Origin of the sequence: Amycolatopsis sp. NPDC051061, from assembly GCF_040682935.1 — a bacterium.
In the GTDB taxonomy this organism is placed as follows: domain Bacteria; phylum Actinomycetota; class Actinomycetes; order Mycobacteriales; family Pseudonocardiaceae; genus Amycolatopsis.
Map to the genome: position 1 here is coordinate 207,412 of NZ_JBFBBZ010000010.1, position 13,315 is coordinate 220,726.

Below are 13,315 nucleotides of genomic sequence, written 5' to 3' on the forward strand. Positions count from 1 at the left end.
CGGGGCGCCGCACCCCAGCGAATTTCCGTCACAGTGCGCATCCCGGAAGATGGGTCGGATGAGCGACTGGATCCGGCCGATCGGGCAGGGGTGGGTGGTCCGCGACGCGGTGCCCGGCCCCGACGTCGACGAGTTCGCCGAACCCGAGCGCGTCGTCGCGGCGCTGGCCGCGCCCGGGGCCGCGGACAGCCTGCTGGCCGTGCAGCACCCGGCTCGCACGCCCGCGGCGCTGGCGCGCGGGCTCGACCTGGCCGCCGCCGTCCCGATCGCGCGGGCCGTGCTCGAACGGCTCCGCAAGCGGTTCTACCGGCCGGTGCGCGAGTTCGTCGCGCCCTACCGGATCGACGGCCCGGACGGCGTCGCGCTCGGCTTGCTGTGCCTGGTCGACCCGGCGGCGGTGACCGACGACGGCGCCGCGCGCGTCCGGCACACCGAGGACGTCTACGCGGACGTCGTCAAGGAGCGCGCGGCGGTGCTGGCCGGGCTGGGCTGCGCGACGAGCGCGGCGATGCTCGTCCCGGCGTCCGGCGGCGACCTGCTGACCGAACAGGTCGAGCGGGCGTGTGCCGGTCTCGGCCTGCCCGATCTGTCCACTTCGGACGCGGCCGGGCGGCGGCACGACCTGTGGGTGGTGCCGCCGGGGCCGCTCCAGAACCGGCTGCTGGCCGCGGTCGCCGCCGCCGACCTGCTGGTCGCCGACGGCAACCACCGGGTGGCCGCGACGTCGGCGGCCGGCCACGGCGCGCTGCTGGCCCTGGTCACGGCGGGCCCGCAGCTGCGGATCGGCGCGATCAACCGGGTCCTGACGGGCACCGGGCTGGGCCCGGAGGACCTGGTGTCGCGCTGGTGCGCGGCCGGCCTGGACGTCCGGTACGACGAGCACGCGGTGCCGGTCACGGGTGAAGCGGTGGTCCGCGCGGGCTCGGCGGTGCTGCGGATCCCGCTCCCGGAACAGCCGGGGCCGGCCCCGGTGATCGACCACGAGATCGTCGAGCGGGTCCTGTTCGCCGAGGCGCTCGGGATCGATCCGGACGGGCCGTGCGTGCTGCCGCTGCCCGCGGGCCGCCCGTTCCCGGCCGACGCGGACGCGGTGGTGCTGCTGGCGCCGGTGCGCTACTCGGACGTGCTCGCGGTGCACGCGGCCGGCCGGCGGATGCCGCGGAAGGCCACTTACTTCACGCCGAAGCCACGCAGCGGGCTGGTGCTGGCGGAGCTCTGAGATGTCATGAAAGACTCGTTCATGTCGCCTGATGACATGAAAGAGTCGTTCATGACGTCCGGGCGTCCCACCAGCTCAGGACCCGGGTCGCGAACAGCGTGAGCCACTTCGACGGCTCACCCGGCGGGACGTCGACCTCGAACCACACCCGGCCGGTGTGCCGCTCGGTCTGGAGCCACGTCCCGTCCGATTGCCGCGCGGAGCGGATCAGCTCGATCGCCTCCGCCATCCTCGGGTCCGGCCGGTCCGCGTCGCGGAAGTACGCAGCCGCGTTGAGCACGTCGTAGTGCCAGCGGATCGGGTACGAGAACTCGCTCACCCACGGCGCGATCGGCGCTCCCGTCGAAAGCCGCCGGAACAGCCCGCGCTCCAGCAGGTACTCCTCGCCCGAAAGGCGCGCGGCCCGGGATTCGGCGGTGCCGCCCGTCGCGGACTCGAACGCGAGCAGGCCCTTCAGCGCGTTGAGCGTCGAGTGGACTGACGAGCGCGTCGAGCCTTCCACCCACTCGCAGTTCCAGCCGCCGTCGGGCAGCCGGTGCGAAACGAACCATTCGGCGATTCCCGAAACGTCTGCGCCGAGCCACACCCCGTTCGCCAGCGTCCAGGCGTTGATGCAGCAGTCGACCTCGCCGTCCCAGTAGGGCAGGTTTTCGTACTCCCACCGGCTGTTCTCGGCCAGCAACGCGGCCGTGCCCCGCAACGCCGAAGCGTCCAGGCCCCACTCGCGCAACGAGTTCAGCGTCCACGTCGTCGCCGTCCAGGGCTGGGCCTCCCCGCCCTGGAAGCCCGCCGGGAAGAACGCGCCGCCCGCCCACTGGCCGTCGGGATCCTGCAGCGCCAGCAACCGGGCGCCGAACCCCTCCGAAGCGATCCGCGCCCGCGTCGCCTCCCAGACCGCGGGCGGCTCGCCCGCCAGGTCGCGCTCCACCTGCCAGCGCAGGGCCGGGTCGGAGTCGTGCAGCCAGGCGAGCACGTCCATCAGGCCCCCGTGACGCCGTCGATCGCTTCGCGCAGGAAGTCGGCGTGGCCGTTGTGCCGCGCGTACTCGTGGATCATGTGCAGCATCACCAGCCGCAGCGAAACGTCCTCGCCCCAGCGCGCCTGGTGCCCGGTGACGTCCAGGGACTCGGCCGCTTCTTCGATCTTGCGGGATTGCTCCACTTCGGCCTGCCACGCCTCGAAGGCCTCCGCGCGCGTCGACGAGCTCGCGTCGTAGGCCGCCTGGAAGTCGCCCTCGGCCGACCACCGCAGCGGGACGTCCTCGGCGCCGATCACCCGCCGGAACCAGGTGCGCTCGACCTCCGCCATGTGCCTGACCAGGCCGAGCAGCGACAACGTCGACGGCGGGCTCGACGCCCGGCGGAGGTCCTCGTCGGACAGTCCGTCGCACTTCATGGCGAGCGTGGCGCGGTGGAAGTCGAGGAACGTGCGCAGCATTTCGCGCTCGCCCCCGACCAAGGGCGGTTCGGGGCGTTCAGTGGTCACCGACAGTGTGTAACACACCGAGAAATGTCGGTGGGGTCAATTAGGATCGCCGGCGTGGACCTGCCCGTGATGCCGCCCGTGCGGCCGATGCTCGCGAAAGCCGTGCACGACGTGCCCCGCACGCCGGGGCTTCTGTACGAGCCGAAGTGGGACGGCTTCCGTTGCGTCGTCTTCCGCGACGGCGACGAGATCGAGCTCGGCTCCCGCAACGACCGCCCGCTGACCCGCTACTTCCCGGAGCTGGTGGAGCTGCTGGCCGCCGCGCTGCCGCCCCGCTGCGTCGTCGACGGCGAGATCGTGCTGGTCACGCCCCAAGGGCTCGACTTCGAGGTGCTGCAGCTGCGGCTGCACCCCGCGGCCTCGCGCGTGCGCAAGCTCGCCGAGGAGACGCCGGCCAGCTTCATCGCCTTCGACCTGCTAGCCCTCGGCGACACCGACCTCACCGAAGTGCCCTTCCGCGAGCGGCGCCGACAGCTCGAAAGCATCCTCCGCACGGAGGCCGAAGGCCTGCAACGCGTCCACCTGACCCCGCTGAGCGAGGACCCGGACCAGGCCGAGGACTGGTTCACCCGGTTCGAGGGCGCGGGCTTCGACGGCGTCATGGCCAAGCCCGCCGACCTGCCGTACGAGCAGGACAAGCGCGTCATGCTGAAGGTCAAGCACGAGCGCACGGCCGACTGCGTCGTCACCGGCTTCCGCTGGCACAAGGACGGCGCCGGCGTCGGTTCGCTGCTGCTCGGGTTGTTCGACGACGAAGGCGTGCTGCACCACGTCGGCGTGGCCAGCAGCTTCACCAAGGCGCGGCGCGCCGAGCTGGTCGAGGAGCTGGCGCCGCTGCGCGAGAACGCCCTGGAAGGCCACCCGTGGCGCACCTGGGCGGAGTACGAGCCCGATCCCGCGCGCAAACCCGGCGCGAACAGCCGGTGGGCGCCGCAGAAGGACCTGTCCTGGGAGGCGCTGCGTCCCGAGTGGGTGGCGGAGGTCCGCTACGAGCACCTGCAGGGCGGCCGGTTCCGCCACGGCGGGCGGCTGGTCCGGTTCCGGCCCGACCGCACACCGGAGTCGTGCACGTACGCCCAGCTCGACGAGGCGCCGCCCGCCGAGCTCGCGAAGCTGTTCGGGGAGGCGAGATGAGCGAGGCGATGCTGCTCGACGTCGACGGCGTCGAGGTCAAGATCAGCAGCCCGGACAAGGTCTACTTCCCGGAGCACGGGCAGACGAAGCTCGACCTCGTCGAGTACTACCGGGCGGTCTCCGGGCCGCTGCTGGCCCGGCTCGGCGGCCGCCCGCTGCTGCTGGAGCGCTACCCGGACGGCGCCGGCGGCAAGAACTGGTTCCAGAAGCGCGTCCCGAAGGGCGCGCCGCCGTGGCTGAGCACCACGGTCGTCTCGACGCCGAACGGCACGACGAGCGACGCGCTGGTCGCGAAGGACCTGGCCCACATCCTGTGGGCGGTGAACCTCGGGTGTCTCGGCTTCCACGTCTGGCCGTACCTCGCCGGCACGCCGGAGGTGACCGACGAGCTGCGCGTCGACCTCGACCCGTCGCCCGGGATCAGCTTCGACGACCTGCGCGAGGCCGCGCTGCTGACCAGGGAGTTCCTGACCGAGCACGGCATCGAAGGCCACCTCAAGACGTCCGGGTCGCGGGGGTTGCACCTGTACGTGATGCTCGAGCCGCGCTGGGACAGCTTCCAGGTGCGGGCCGCGGCGGTCGCCCTGGCGCGGGCCCTGGAGCGGCGGCACCCGGAGAAGATCACCGCGCAGTGGTGGAAGGAAGAACGCGGCTCGCGCGTGTTCGTCGACTTCAACCAGAACGCGCCGCACAAGACCGTGTTCGGCACGTGGTGCGTGCGGCCGCGGGTGGGCGGCCAGGTGTCGACGCCGATCGGGTGGGACGAGCTGGACGGCGTCGAGCCCGATTCGTTCACCCTGAGCACGGTGCCGGGCCGGGTCGCCGAGCGCGGTGACCCGTGGGCCGGGGCGGGGGAGCGGCCACAGTCGATCGCGCCGCTGCTGGAAATGTCCGAAGCAGACATGAAGAACGGGCTGATGGACGCGCCGTGGCCGCCGGTGTACCCGAAGATGCCGAACGAGCCGCCCCGGGTCGCCCCGAGCCGGGCGAAGAAGGCGTGAGGTGACGACGACGGTCGCCGAATGCCCGGCCGACGACGGGTTCCTGCTCGCGCTGATGACGGCGATGACGGCCGAGCTGGTCGTGGTCTACAACCTGCCGACGGACGCGCGCCCGCGGCCGCTGGACCCGGCCAGCCGCTACCTGCTGGCCCGCGACGGCTCACGGGCGATCGGGTGCTGCGCGGTGGAGCCGATCTCGCCGGGCTTGTACGAGCTGAAACGGATGTTCGTCGCCCCGGACGCGCGCGGCACGGGCGTGTCGACGGCGCTGGTGGCGGAGTCCGAGCGGCTGGCGCGCAGTAGCGGAGGGGTACGGCTCAGGCTGGAGACGGGTGTGCGCCAGCCGGCCGCGATGCGGCTGTACGAGCGGGCCGGGTACCGGCGGGTGCCGAACTTCCCGCCGTACGAGGCCGACCCGGAATCGGTCTGCTACGAGAAGAAGCTCGCGTAGGTGAGTCTGCGCGGCAGCTCTGCCGCGGCTACAGGTCCAGGTTCAGCGACAGCTGGCCGAGGCCCTCGCCGGTCGGCGCGACCCGGACGCCCACCGGGGGCGCGGGCAGCGTCGCCACGCACGCCGGGCAGGGCGCCACTTCCGACGTCGTCAGGTCCACCGGTTTCCAGCTGCGGGATTCCTTCTCGCCACACGCCGAGCGGCGGTAGCGGAGGTCGCCGGAGCGGGTCATCACGTGCGCCAACGGCACTTCTTCGGGCAGCACGCCGACCAGGTACCAGCGTGGTGCGCTCACCGCGGTGGTCGTCATGGCCGCCAGTCTCCGTCGAGGCCGGCGGAACCCGGGCGCATTTGCCGATCGTCGGCGTGGCGGGCGGCGGTCAGGCCGGCAGGTAGCGGGTGATGTACATCAGCCCGCGCTCGTCGACCGCCGAAGGGTCGGGCGCCACGCAAGCACGCAGATCGGCCGGCACCGCGTCGGTGTCGAGACCCGCGCCGATCAGCACCAGCTCCGTGCGCCGCGGGGCGCCGGACGGCCAGGCCGACCGCTCCAGTTGCACGAACCCGCCGACGGTGTGCAGGTGGAAGCGCGCGCCGGCGGCGAAGTCCGCCTGGCCCTTCATCCGGTACAGCCCGGCCGGCCGTCGCTCGAGGAAGTCGACGAACGCCTTCGGCGCGAGCGGCGTCTCGGCCGTGAACGTCACCGTCTCGTACCGCGCGTGCAGGTGCTGCGAGTGGTCGTCCTCGCGCAGGTCGTCGAAGGACAGCTGGCCCACGCGCTCGCCGCGGGGGTCCGGGTCGAAGAACAACCGAGGGTCGACGCGCCCGTGCGAAGTGACCAGCAGCGGACGGCCCGGCGCCAGCTCCTCGACCGTCGCGGTGAGCTTGGCCAGTGCCTCCGCGGACACCCGGTCGGCCTTGTTCAGCACCACCAGGTCGGCGAGCCGCAGGTGGTCGGCCAGCTCGGGGTGGCGCTCGCGGGCAGCCTCGAACTCGGCGGCGTCCACGACCTCCGCGAGCCCGCCGTAGCGGATGTCGGGGTTCTCGCTGGCGACCATCAGCCGGATCAGGTCGCGCGGCTCGGCGATGCCGCTGGCTTCGACGACGATGACGTCGATCCCCGCCTCGGCCGAGGAAAGCCGCCCCAGCATGGCGTCGAGCCCGCTCGCGTCGACCGCGCAGCACAGACAGCCGTTGCCGAGCGAGACCATCGTGTCGACCTGCCCGGCGACGGCGAGCGCGTCGACGTTCACGCGGCCGAAGTCGTTGACCACGACGCCGACCCGGGCGCCCTCGCGGTTGGCGAGCAGGTGGTTGAGCAGCGTCGTCTTGCCCGCGCCGAGGAACCCGGCGACGAGGACCACGGGGATCTTGCGCACGAACGACTCTAACGCCGCACGCGGGCGCGCTGATACACGGGGCAGCGCCGCCGGAGCAGGCCGTTCGCCGAATACGCTCGAATAGACGCAAGCGGTCCGCCGGGAAAGGATCACATCGGGTTCACCGTCCACGGTGATTGATTGACGGGAAATGCACTGCGACATGTCCGGATAACGCTTGGTAGCACCTATTCTCCCGGCGTTTTCCCTGGCCGGGACGGAATTCGAGGATGGGTCGCGAGGTCGTTCCCGTCCGGTGGATCGCGCCGGTGGGAACGTGGGGTACTCTCCCCGGCCTGGCCGGAGGTGCTGCGGTGGCAGCGACTTCCGGCCGGTCCCGTTGTCGGCGACCATCGGAGGAACGGTGCACCTTTTCGTCGGGATGCAGAGCACGATTTCGGAGAGTGGGGTCACGTCGTGACGGTTACACCCGAGCGGGTGAAGACCTCGCTGCCGATCTGCCAGCGCGTCTCGGGGGAGCAGATCTCCGGGGGGCACTGCGTCAATTCCGCGGAGGCGGAGGAATTCCTGGACCGGATGTTCGCCGAAGGCGCCGCCGAAGAAGGCGACCGCTTCGAGACGCGGCTGGCGGAGGTCCGCGCGGAAATCGCCGAAACGGGCACCTACCGGCACACCGCGGCCGAACTGGCCTACGGCGCGCGCGTCGCGTGGCGCAACTCCGCCCGGTGCATCGGCCGGTTGTACTGGAACAGCCTCCGGATCCGCGACCGGCGCCGGGTCACCGATCCCGCCGCGATCGCGGGCGAGTGCGTCGCCCACCTCCGCCAGGCCACCCGCGGTGGCCGGATCCGGCCCACGATCACGGTGTTCGCCCCGGACACGCCCACCGGGCCCGGGCCGCGCATCCACAACGAGCAGCTGATCCGGTACGCCGGGTACCGCCTCGAGGACGGTTCGGTGCTCGGTGACCCGCGCTACGCGGAGTTCACCGAGCAGGTGCGAAGACTCGGGTGGCGGCCACCGGAGCGAAGAGGCTCCTTCGACGTCCTCCCGCTGCTGATCGAGGCGGAGCCCGGCAATCCGCGGCTGTTCAAACTGCCCGCGGACGCCCTCCTGGAGGTGCCGCTGACCCACCCCGACCACCGCTGGTTCGCCGGGCTCGGGCTGCGCTGGCACGCCGTGCCGGCGATCAGCAACATGCCCCTGGAGATCGGCGGCGTCACCTACCCCGCCACGCCGTTCAACGGCTGGTACCTCGGCTCCGAGATCGGCGCCCGCAACCTGGCCGACGAGCAGCGCTACGACCTGCTGCCCGTCATCGCCGAGCTGATGGGCCTGGACACCGCGTCCGAGCGGACGCTGTGGCGCGACCGTGCGCTGGTCGAGCTGACGCTGGCGGTGCAGCACTCGTTCGACGCGGCCGGCGTGACGATGGCCGACCACCACACCGAATCGCGGCGGTTTCTCGCCCACCTCGACCGCGAGGAGCGGTCCGGCCGCCGGTGCCCGGCCGACTGGAGCTGGATCGTCCCGCCGCTGTCCGGCGGCCAGACCCCGGTCTTCCACCGGTACTACGACCCGCCCGATCCCGAGCAGCGACCGGCCTTCCTCTCACCGGACTGAGTCAGGCGAAGAGGGCCGGGCGCCACGGAGAGCAACGGGGGAGCGCCCGTATGGCGGATCGTGACCAGCCCGCGGCGCAGCACCGCGCGACAAGGCCGACAATGGGACGCATGACCGCAGTCCTCGTCGCCTACGCCGGGCGTCACGGCGGAACCCGGCAGATCGCCGAGGTCATCGCCGCCGAGCTCGGCGGAGCCGGGCTGAGCGTGGACGTGCGCGACGCCGCCGACGTCGCCAGCGTCGGCCACTACGCCGCGGTCGTCGTCGGCAGCGCGCTGTACTACCACCGGTGGCGGCCCGAGGCCGTCCGGTTGCTGGAGCGCAACGCCCGGGCGCTCGCCGAGCGCCCGGTGTGGCTGTTCCACAGCGGACCGTGCGGCCCGGGCGCGGCCACCCACCAGGTCAGCCTGCCGGCGAACGTGGCCTTGCTCGCGGCGCGCATAGACGCGGAGCGCACCGCCACCTTCGGCGGCCGGCTGGACCCGGGGACCGTGCGCGGCCTGATCCCGCGGCTGATGGCCTCGGGGCAGCGCGCGGGCGACTTCCGCGACTGGGACCGGATCAAGGCGTGGGCCCGCGACGTCGGCCGCCGGGTCCGCACGCGCGTCGCGCTCTGAAACTCTTGCCCGCGCGGGCCGGTGGGTGCTAGACCAGCCCTGAGCTCTTCCGGTGAGGAACCGACGGGACGGGGCAAACGTGACGGATCGGCAGGCGGAACCGGCTTCGGGCAAGAAAGCGCTTACATCCGATCAGCGCAACTCATTCCTCGCGGCGCTGCTCGGCTGGAGCATGGACTCCTTCGACTACTTCCTCGTCGTGTTCGTCCTCGCGGACATCGCGAAGGACAAGTCGTTCGGCGCGACGGCGACGCAGCTGGCGTTCATCACGACGGCGACCCTCGTGATGCGCCCGGTCGGCGCCCTGCTGTTCGGCCTCTGGGCCGACCGGGTCGGGCGGCGGATTCCGCTGATCGCCGACGTCCTGCTGTACTCGCTGGCCGGGCTGCTGTGCGCGTTCGCCCCGAACTTCACCGTGCTGCTGATCCTGCGGTTCGTCTACGGCGTCGGCATGGGCGGCGAGTGGGGTCTCGGCGCGGCGCTGGCGATGGAGAAGATCCCGGTCGCGCGCCGCGGGTTCTTCTCCGGCCTGCTGCAGGTCGGCTATTCGATCGGGTACCTGCTCGCCGCGCTCGCGTACCTGCTGTTCCACTCGGCCCTCGGCCTCGAGTGGCGGTGGATCTTCGTGCTGAGCATCCTCCCGGCGCTGATCACCCTGCTGATCCGCGCGCGCGTGCGCGAGTCGGAGGTCTGGGAAGCGACCCGGGAGAAGCTGAAGGTGACGCGGACGTCGGTGAAGGACGTCCTGCTGAACGCGAAGGTGATCCGCCGCTTCGGCTACCTGATCCTGCTGATGACGGCGTTCAACTGGATGAGCCACGGCACCCAGGACGTCTACCCGAGCTTCCTCAAGGCCCACGACAACGGCGGCGCCGGCCTCAGCGCGACGACGAGCACGTGGATCGCGGTGCTGTACAACGTCGGCGCGATCATCGGCGGGCTGACGTTCGGCACGCTGTCGGAACGCCTGGGCCGCCGCCGGACCATCGTGACGGCCGCGGTGCTGGGCCTGCCGGTGATCCCGATCTTCGCGTTCGACCACGGGGCGGGCATGCTGGCGCTGGGCTCGTTCCTGATGCAGATCATGGTGCAGGGCGCGTGGGGCGTGATCCCCGCGCACCTCACGGAGATGTCCCCGGACGCGATCCGCGGCTTCTACCCGGGCGTGACCTACCAGCTGGGCAACCTGCTGGCGGCGCTGAACCTGCCGATCCAGCAGGCGATCGCGGAGTCGCACGGATACACGTCGGCTCTCGTGTGGACGGTCGTGCCCGGTCTGCTCGCGGTCGCCGTCCTCACCGCGCTCGGCAAGGAGGCCAAGGGGATCAGGTTCGGCGAGTCGGCGGTGGCGACGGCACCGGCCGGGGGCAAGTAGCTCACCGGACGCGGGCGGCGACGACCTTCGCGCACGTCGCCGGTTCGGCGTGCGTCGTGTCCACTTCGAGGTCGTACCGCACGCCGCGGTGGACGACGTCCGCTTGGCGCGTCGCCAACCCGATGATCCGGTCGCCGCGCGCGAGCTCCCGCGCCGCGGCCACCGCGCTGTCGCACCGGACGCCGACCCACAGCGCTTCGAGGCCGTCGAACGCGGTGAGCCACCGCCGCTGGGACGCGGCGCCGCCGAGGAAGACCTCGTCCACGACGATCCGCGCGCCCGCGCGGGCCATCGCGGCGATCCCCGCGATCCAGGCGGCTTCCAGCGCGCGGAAGGTGCGGTCGACGGTCACCACGCCGCCGGGGGAGATGTCGATCCCCGCCCCGGACAACGGCATTCCGGCGAGCAGGGTGTCGACGCCGAAGGTGAGCCACGGGTCGGGCAGGAGCGCCTGCAGGGCGCGAGCGAGCGTGGTCTTGCCGGAGCTCGAGGCGCCGTTGAGGACGATCACCCGGGTCGCCCGCGATGTCAGCGTAGTGCCTTCAGCCGGTCCAAGAGGTCGAGCCACTCGACCGCCTCGGCCGCCGTGGCGTGCAGCGGCAGCGCCTCGGCCAGTCCCACCACGTCGATCGCCCGGCGCACCACCGCCGCGCAGCCCGCGATCGCGAACGGCACGCTCGCGGCGCGCGCTTCGCCGGTCACTTCGAGGAGCACCGCCAGGCCGCGGGCGGAGCAGTGGGCCGTGCCGGTCAGGTCCAGGACCAGGCCCCGCGGCGCCAGGCCGATCTCCTCGGCGAGCCGGGACCGCAGCCGCCGGCTGCCGGCCAGGTCGATGTCGCCACCGACGGCCAGCACGCTGACCTCGGCGGTCGTCGTCACCACCATCGCCATCACCGGCTCGGCGCGCCGGCTCTCCTCGCGCAGGTTCTCGTAGTGGCGGGCCATCAGCGCGTCGATGTCCAGGCCCGGGGGGTAGGGCACGGCGTCGATTTCGCGGGCCCACGCACGCAGCGCCGCCAGCACCTCGCGGTGCCGTGCGTCGTCTTCGGGCCAGACCATACCGGTTACATCGCTCGCGGGACCCGGAGCGCAACATACGCGGTCACGGTGTGACGAGACCGGCCTCGTAGGCGAAGATCGTCACCTGCACCCGGTTGCTCACGTCGAGCTTCGCGAACGTCCTCGTGATGTGCGTCTTCACCGTCGCCTCGCTGAGGAAGAGCTCCGCCGCGATGTCCGCGTTCGGCTTGCCCTGGGCGACGGCCGTCACGATTTCGCGTTCGCGGTTGCTGAGCAGCTCCAGCTTCGCCTGGGCTCGGGCCCGCCGCGGGTTGGCCCGCGCCGCCACGAACTGGCCGATCAGCTGTTTCGTCGTGCGGGGCGAGAGCATCGCGTCGCCGTCGGCCACCACCCGGACGGCCTCGATGATCTCCTGCGGCGAGCCCTCCTTGAGCAGGAATCCGCTGGCTCCGGCGGCGAGGGCTTCGAAGACGTACTCGTCGAGGTCGAACGTCGTCAGGATCAGCACTTTCGGCGCCCGCGGCTGGGCGAGCACCGCCGCGGTCGCGGTGAGGCCGTTCATCCGGCGCATCCGGATGTCCATGATCACGACGTCCGGCGCGTGCCGCGCCACCTGCTGGACGGCTTCGTCGCCGTCGGCCGCCTGCGCGACCACCTTCAGGTCGGGGGTGCTGCTCAGGATCATGGACAACCCGGTGCGGACCAGCGGGTCGTCGTCGACGAGCAGTACGCGCACGCTCACCCGGACATGCTAGTGCGCGGCCGGCACCCACGGCAGCGAGGCCCGCAGCACGAACGTCCGCTCGTCCACCGGCCCCGCGGCGAGGGTGCCGCCGAGCAGCGAGATCCGCTCGTTGACGCCGGTGAGCCCGGTGCCCGAACCGGGCGAGGGCACCGGGTGCGGGGGCAGCGCGTTGGCGACCTCGATCAGCAGCCCGGCGCCCGGGCCGCCCCGCACCGACACCTCCGCGGGCGCTCCCGGCGCGTGCCGCAGGACGTTGGTGAGCGCCTCCTGCAGGATCCGGTAGGCGGCCGTGCCGAGCGGGGCCGGCGCCGTGGCGGCCTGGTCGAGCAAAACCGTCAGGTTGACGGCGAGCCCGGCCTGCCGGGCGCCGGTGACCAGGTCCGGGAGGTCGGTGAGCGTCGGCTGGGGCGGTTCCGCGGGCCCGCCGCCGGGCCGGTCGGGGAAACCCGATCCGCGCAGCACGCCGATCACCTGGCGCAGGTCGTCGAGCGACTGGCGGGCGGTGGTCCGCACGGTCTTGGCCGCCTCCGCCGCGTCCGGGGTGGTGCCGCCGGTGACCTCGAGCGCGCCCGCCTGCAGCGAGAGCAGCGACAGCCGGTGCCCCAGGACGTCGTGCATCTCGCGGGCGATCCGCGCCTGCTCCTCGCGGCGCGCGACCTGGTCGCGCAGGGCCGCCTGCTCGACGCTGCGCCGCCGCGTCTCGGCGAAGCTGTGCCGGACGATCCCCACGGTCAGCGGAATCGCCGTGTACACGGCCGCGGTGAGGATGACGCCGGTCAGCACGGCGCCGGTCGTTTCGGTCGAGATCCAGGCTTCGGAGATGGACAGTTCCGCGTCCCGGCCGACGTCGCGCCACACCGCGAGCCCGGTCGCGGCGAACACGAGCGTCGCCGCGCTCCAGCGCCACCAGCCGGTGAAGTACGTCGTGAGCGCGGCGAGGGCGATCAGCGCGGCCAGCGAGTCCGCGCGCAGCAGCAGCGGGGGCACGATCGCGATCCCGGTGACGACCAGCGGCCAGCGGTGCCGCCAGACGAGCATGACCGCCGCGCCGATCCCGAGGACCCAGCCGAGGAGCGCCCCGGCGCTCGGGTGGATGTCGTCGCTGCCGGCCACGCTGACCTCCAGCGACACGTTCGCGATCCCGCTCACGAGGCTCGCGGCGACCGCGAGCACGGTGCACACCACGCCCAGCACGGACCGTCCCATGGGGAAAGCGTACGGGCGGCCCCGTCAGCCGTTCCGCTGGTTCACGCGAGCGGCGGTGACGACTTTCGTCGTACGGGGTCGAGGCCCGCGGACGACGCG

General features: G+C 72.4%; 15 protein-coding genes. 7 read left to right on the forward strand and 8 right to left on the reverse strand.

Annotated features, from left to right (window positions below; genetic code table 11):
- The first annotated feature begins 58 nt into the window (after window positions 1–58).
- Window positions 59–1,219 (forward strand): DUF1015 family protein, encoded by a 1,161-nt coding sequence (locus tag AB0N03_RS16420; protein WP_364371545.1) that lies wholly within the window; start codon window positions 59–61, stop codon window positions 1,217–1,219.
- Between the two features lie 49 nt (window positions 1,220–1,268).
- Here the strand turns inward: AB0N03_RS16420 and AB0N03_RS16425 are convergent, their stop codons facing one another.
- Window positions 1,269–2,198 (reverse strand): squalene cyclase, encoded by a 930-nt coding sequence (locus tag AB0N03_RS16425; protein ID WP_364371548.1) that lies wholly within the window; start codon window positions 2,196–2,198, stop codon window positions 1,269–1,271.
- The gene (locus AB0N03_RS16430) at window positions 2,198–2,704 is read right to left on the reverse strand and encodes a DinB family protein (RefSeq protein ID WP_364371551.1); all 507 of its coding nucleotides are present in this window, start codon (window positions 2,702–2,704) and stop codon (window positions 2,198–2,200) included. Before AB0N03_RS16430 ends, AB0N03_RS16425 begins: the two co-directional genes overlap by 1 nt.
- A gap of 54 nt (window positions 2,705–2,758) precedes the next feature.
- Between AB0N03_RS16430 and AB0N03_RS16435 the strand changes: the two genes are divergently transcribed.
- Genes AB0N03_RS16435 through AB0N03_RS16445 form a run of 3 tightly spaced genes read left to right on the forward strand, consistent with a single transcriptional unit; the run spans window position 2,759 to window position 5,290 of the window.
- Complete coding sequence (locus AB0N03_RS16435; protein ID WP_364371554.1) at window positions 2,759–3,838, forward strand: ATP-dependent DNA ligase; 1,080 nt, start codon at window positions 2,759–2,761, stop codon at window positions 3,836–3,838.
- Window positions 3,835–4,839, forward strand: a complete 1,005-nt coding sequence (gene ligD / locus AB0N03_RS16440) for a non-homologous end-joining DNA ligase (RefSeq protein WP_364371557.1) — start codon at window positions 3,835–3,837, stop codon at window positions 4,837–4,839. Before AB0N03_RS16435 ends, ligD begins: the two co-directional genes overlap by 4 nt.
- Window position 4,840: 1 nt before the next feature.
- Entirely contained in the window at window positions 4,841–5,290 is a 450-nt protein-coding gene (locus AB0N03_RS16445) for a GNAT family N-acetyltransferase (protein ID WP_364371560.1), read from the forward strand.
- Between the two features lie 28 nt (window positions 5,291–5,318).
- On the opposite strand, the gene AB0N03_RS16450 is transcribed toward AB0N03_RS16445, so the two are convergent.
- Both AB0N03_RS16450 and AB0N03_RS16455 read right to left on the reverse strand, forming a co-directional pair.
- Window positions 5,319–5,600 carry a hypothetical protein gene (locus tag AB0N03_RS16450; protein ID WP_364371562.1) on the reverse strand — a complete coding sequence of 94 codons (282 nt, stop codon included), beginning with the start codon at window positions 5,598–5,600 and terminating at the stop codon, window positions 5,319–5,321.
- A 70-nt stretch (window positions 5,601–5,670) separates the two neighbouring features.
- The gene (locus tag AB0N03_RS16455; RefSeq protein ID WP_364371565.1) at window positions 5,671–6,669 is read right to left on the reverse strand and encodes a GTP-binding protein; all 999 of its coding nucleotides are present in this window, start codon (window positions 6,667–6,669) and stop codon (window positions 5,671–5,673) included.
- Between the two features lie 450 nt (window positions 6,670–7,119).
- On the opposite strand from AB0N03_RS16455, the gene AB0N03_RS16460 reads away from it, so the two are divergent.
- The 3 genes from AB0N03_RS16460 to AB0N03_RS16470 all read left to right on the forward strand — a co-directional run bounded on the left by AB0N03_RS16460 (window position 7,120) and on the right by AB0N03_RS16470 (window position 10,245).
- Window positions 7,120–8,253, forward strand: a complete 1,134-nt coding sequence (locus AB0N03_RS16460; protein ID WP_364371678.1) for a nitric oxide synthase oxygenase — start codon at window positions 7,120–7,122, stop codon at window positions 8,251–8,253.
- A 110-nt stretch (window positions 8,254–8,363) separates the two neighbouring features.
- Window positions 8,364–8,870, forward strand: coding sequence for a flavodoxin domain-containing protein (locus tag AB0N03_RS16465; protein ID WP_364371568.1), 507 nt, complete (start codon window positions 8,364–8,366; stop codon window positions 8,868–8,870).
- A gap of 79 nt (window positions 8,871–8,949) precedes the next feature.
- Complete coding sequence (locus AB0N03_RS16470) at window positions 8,950–10,245, forward strand: MFS transporter (protein ID WP_364371571.1); 1,296 nt, start codon at window positions 8,950–8,952, stop codon at window positions 10,243–10,245.
- Between the two features lies 1 nt (window position 10,246).
- Here the strand turns inward: AB0N03_RS16470 and cpt are convergent, their stop codons facing one another.
- The 4 genes from cpt to AB0N03_RS16490 are packed head-to-tail and all read right to left on the reverse strand — an operon-like array spanning window position 10,247 to window position 13,216.
- Entirely contained in the window at window positions 10,247–10,756 is a 510-nt protein-coding gene (gene cpt, locus AB0N03_RS16475; protein WP_364371573.1) for a chloramphenicol phosphotransferase CPT, read from the reverse strand.
- 17 nt (window positions 10,757–10,773) lie between these two features.
- Complete coding sequence (locus AB0N03_RS16480) at window positions 10,774–11,304, reverse strand: STAS domain-containing protein (RefSeq protein ID WP_364371575.1); 531 nt, start codon at window positions 11,302–11,304, stop codon at window positions 10,774–10,776.
- Between the two features lie 43 nt (window positions 11,305–11,347).
- A complete protein-coding gene (locus tag AB0N03_RS16485) occupies window positions 11,348–12,007 on the reverse strand; it encodes a response regulator transcription factor (RefSeq protein ID WP_364371578.1) in 660 nt (219 codons plus the stop codon).
- A 9-nt stretch (window positions 12,008–12,016) separates the two neighbouring features.
- Window positions 12,017–13,216: a histidine kinase gene (locus AB0N03_RS16490; protein ID WP_364371581.1), complete on the reverse strand. Its 1,200-nt coding sequence runs from the start codon at window positions 13,214–13,216 to the stop codon at window positions 12,017–12,019.
- Window positions 13,217–13,315: the final 99 nt, after the last annotated feature.

Excerpts from the sequence above, each read along its gene's own strand:
- AB0N03_RS16420 (WP_364371545.1), top strand. The coding sequence starts at position 59 with ATGAGCGACTGGATCCGGCCGATCGGGCAGGGGTGGGTGGTCCGCGAC.
- AB0N03_RS16425 (WP_364371548.1), bottom strand. The coding sequence starts at position 2,198 with ATGGACGTGCTCGCCTGGCTGCACGACTCCGACCCGGCCCTGCGCTGG.
- ligD (WP_364371557.1), top strand. The coding sequence starts at position 3,835 with ATGAGCGAGGCGATGCTGCTCGACGTCGACGGCGTCGAGGTCAAGATC.
- AB0N03_RS16450 (WP_364371562.1), bottom strand. The coding sequence starts at position 5,600 with ATGACGACCACCGCGGTGAGCGCACCACGCTGGTACCTGGTCGGCGTG.
- AB0N03_RS16465 (WP_364371568.1), top strand. The coding sequence starts at position 8,364 with ATGACCGCAGTCCTCGTCGCCTACGCCGGGCGTCACGGCGGAACCCGG.
- AB0N03_RS16480 (WP_364371575.1), bottom strand. The coding sequence starts at position 11,304 with ATGGTCTGGCCCGAAGACGACGCACGGCACCGCGAGGTGCTGGCGGCG.
- AB0N03_RS16490 (WP_364371581.1), bottom strand. The coding sequence starts at position 13,216 with ATGGGACGGTCCGTGCTGGGCGTGGTGTGCACCGTGCTCGCGGTCGCC.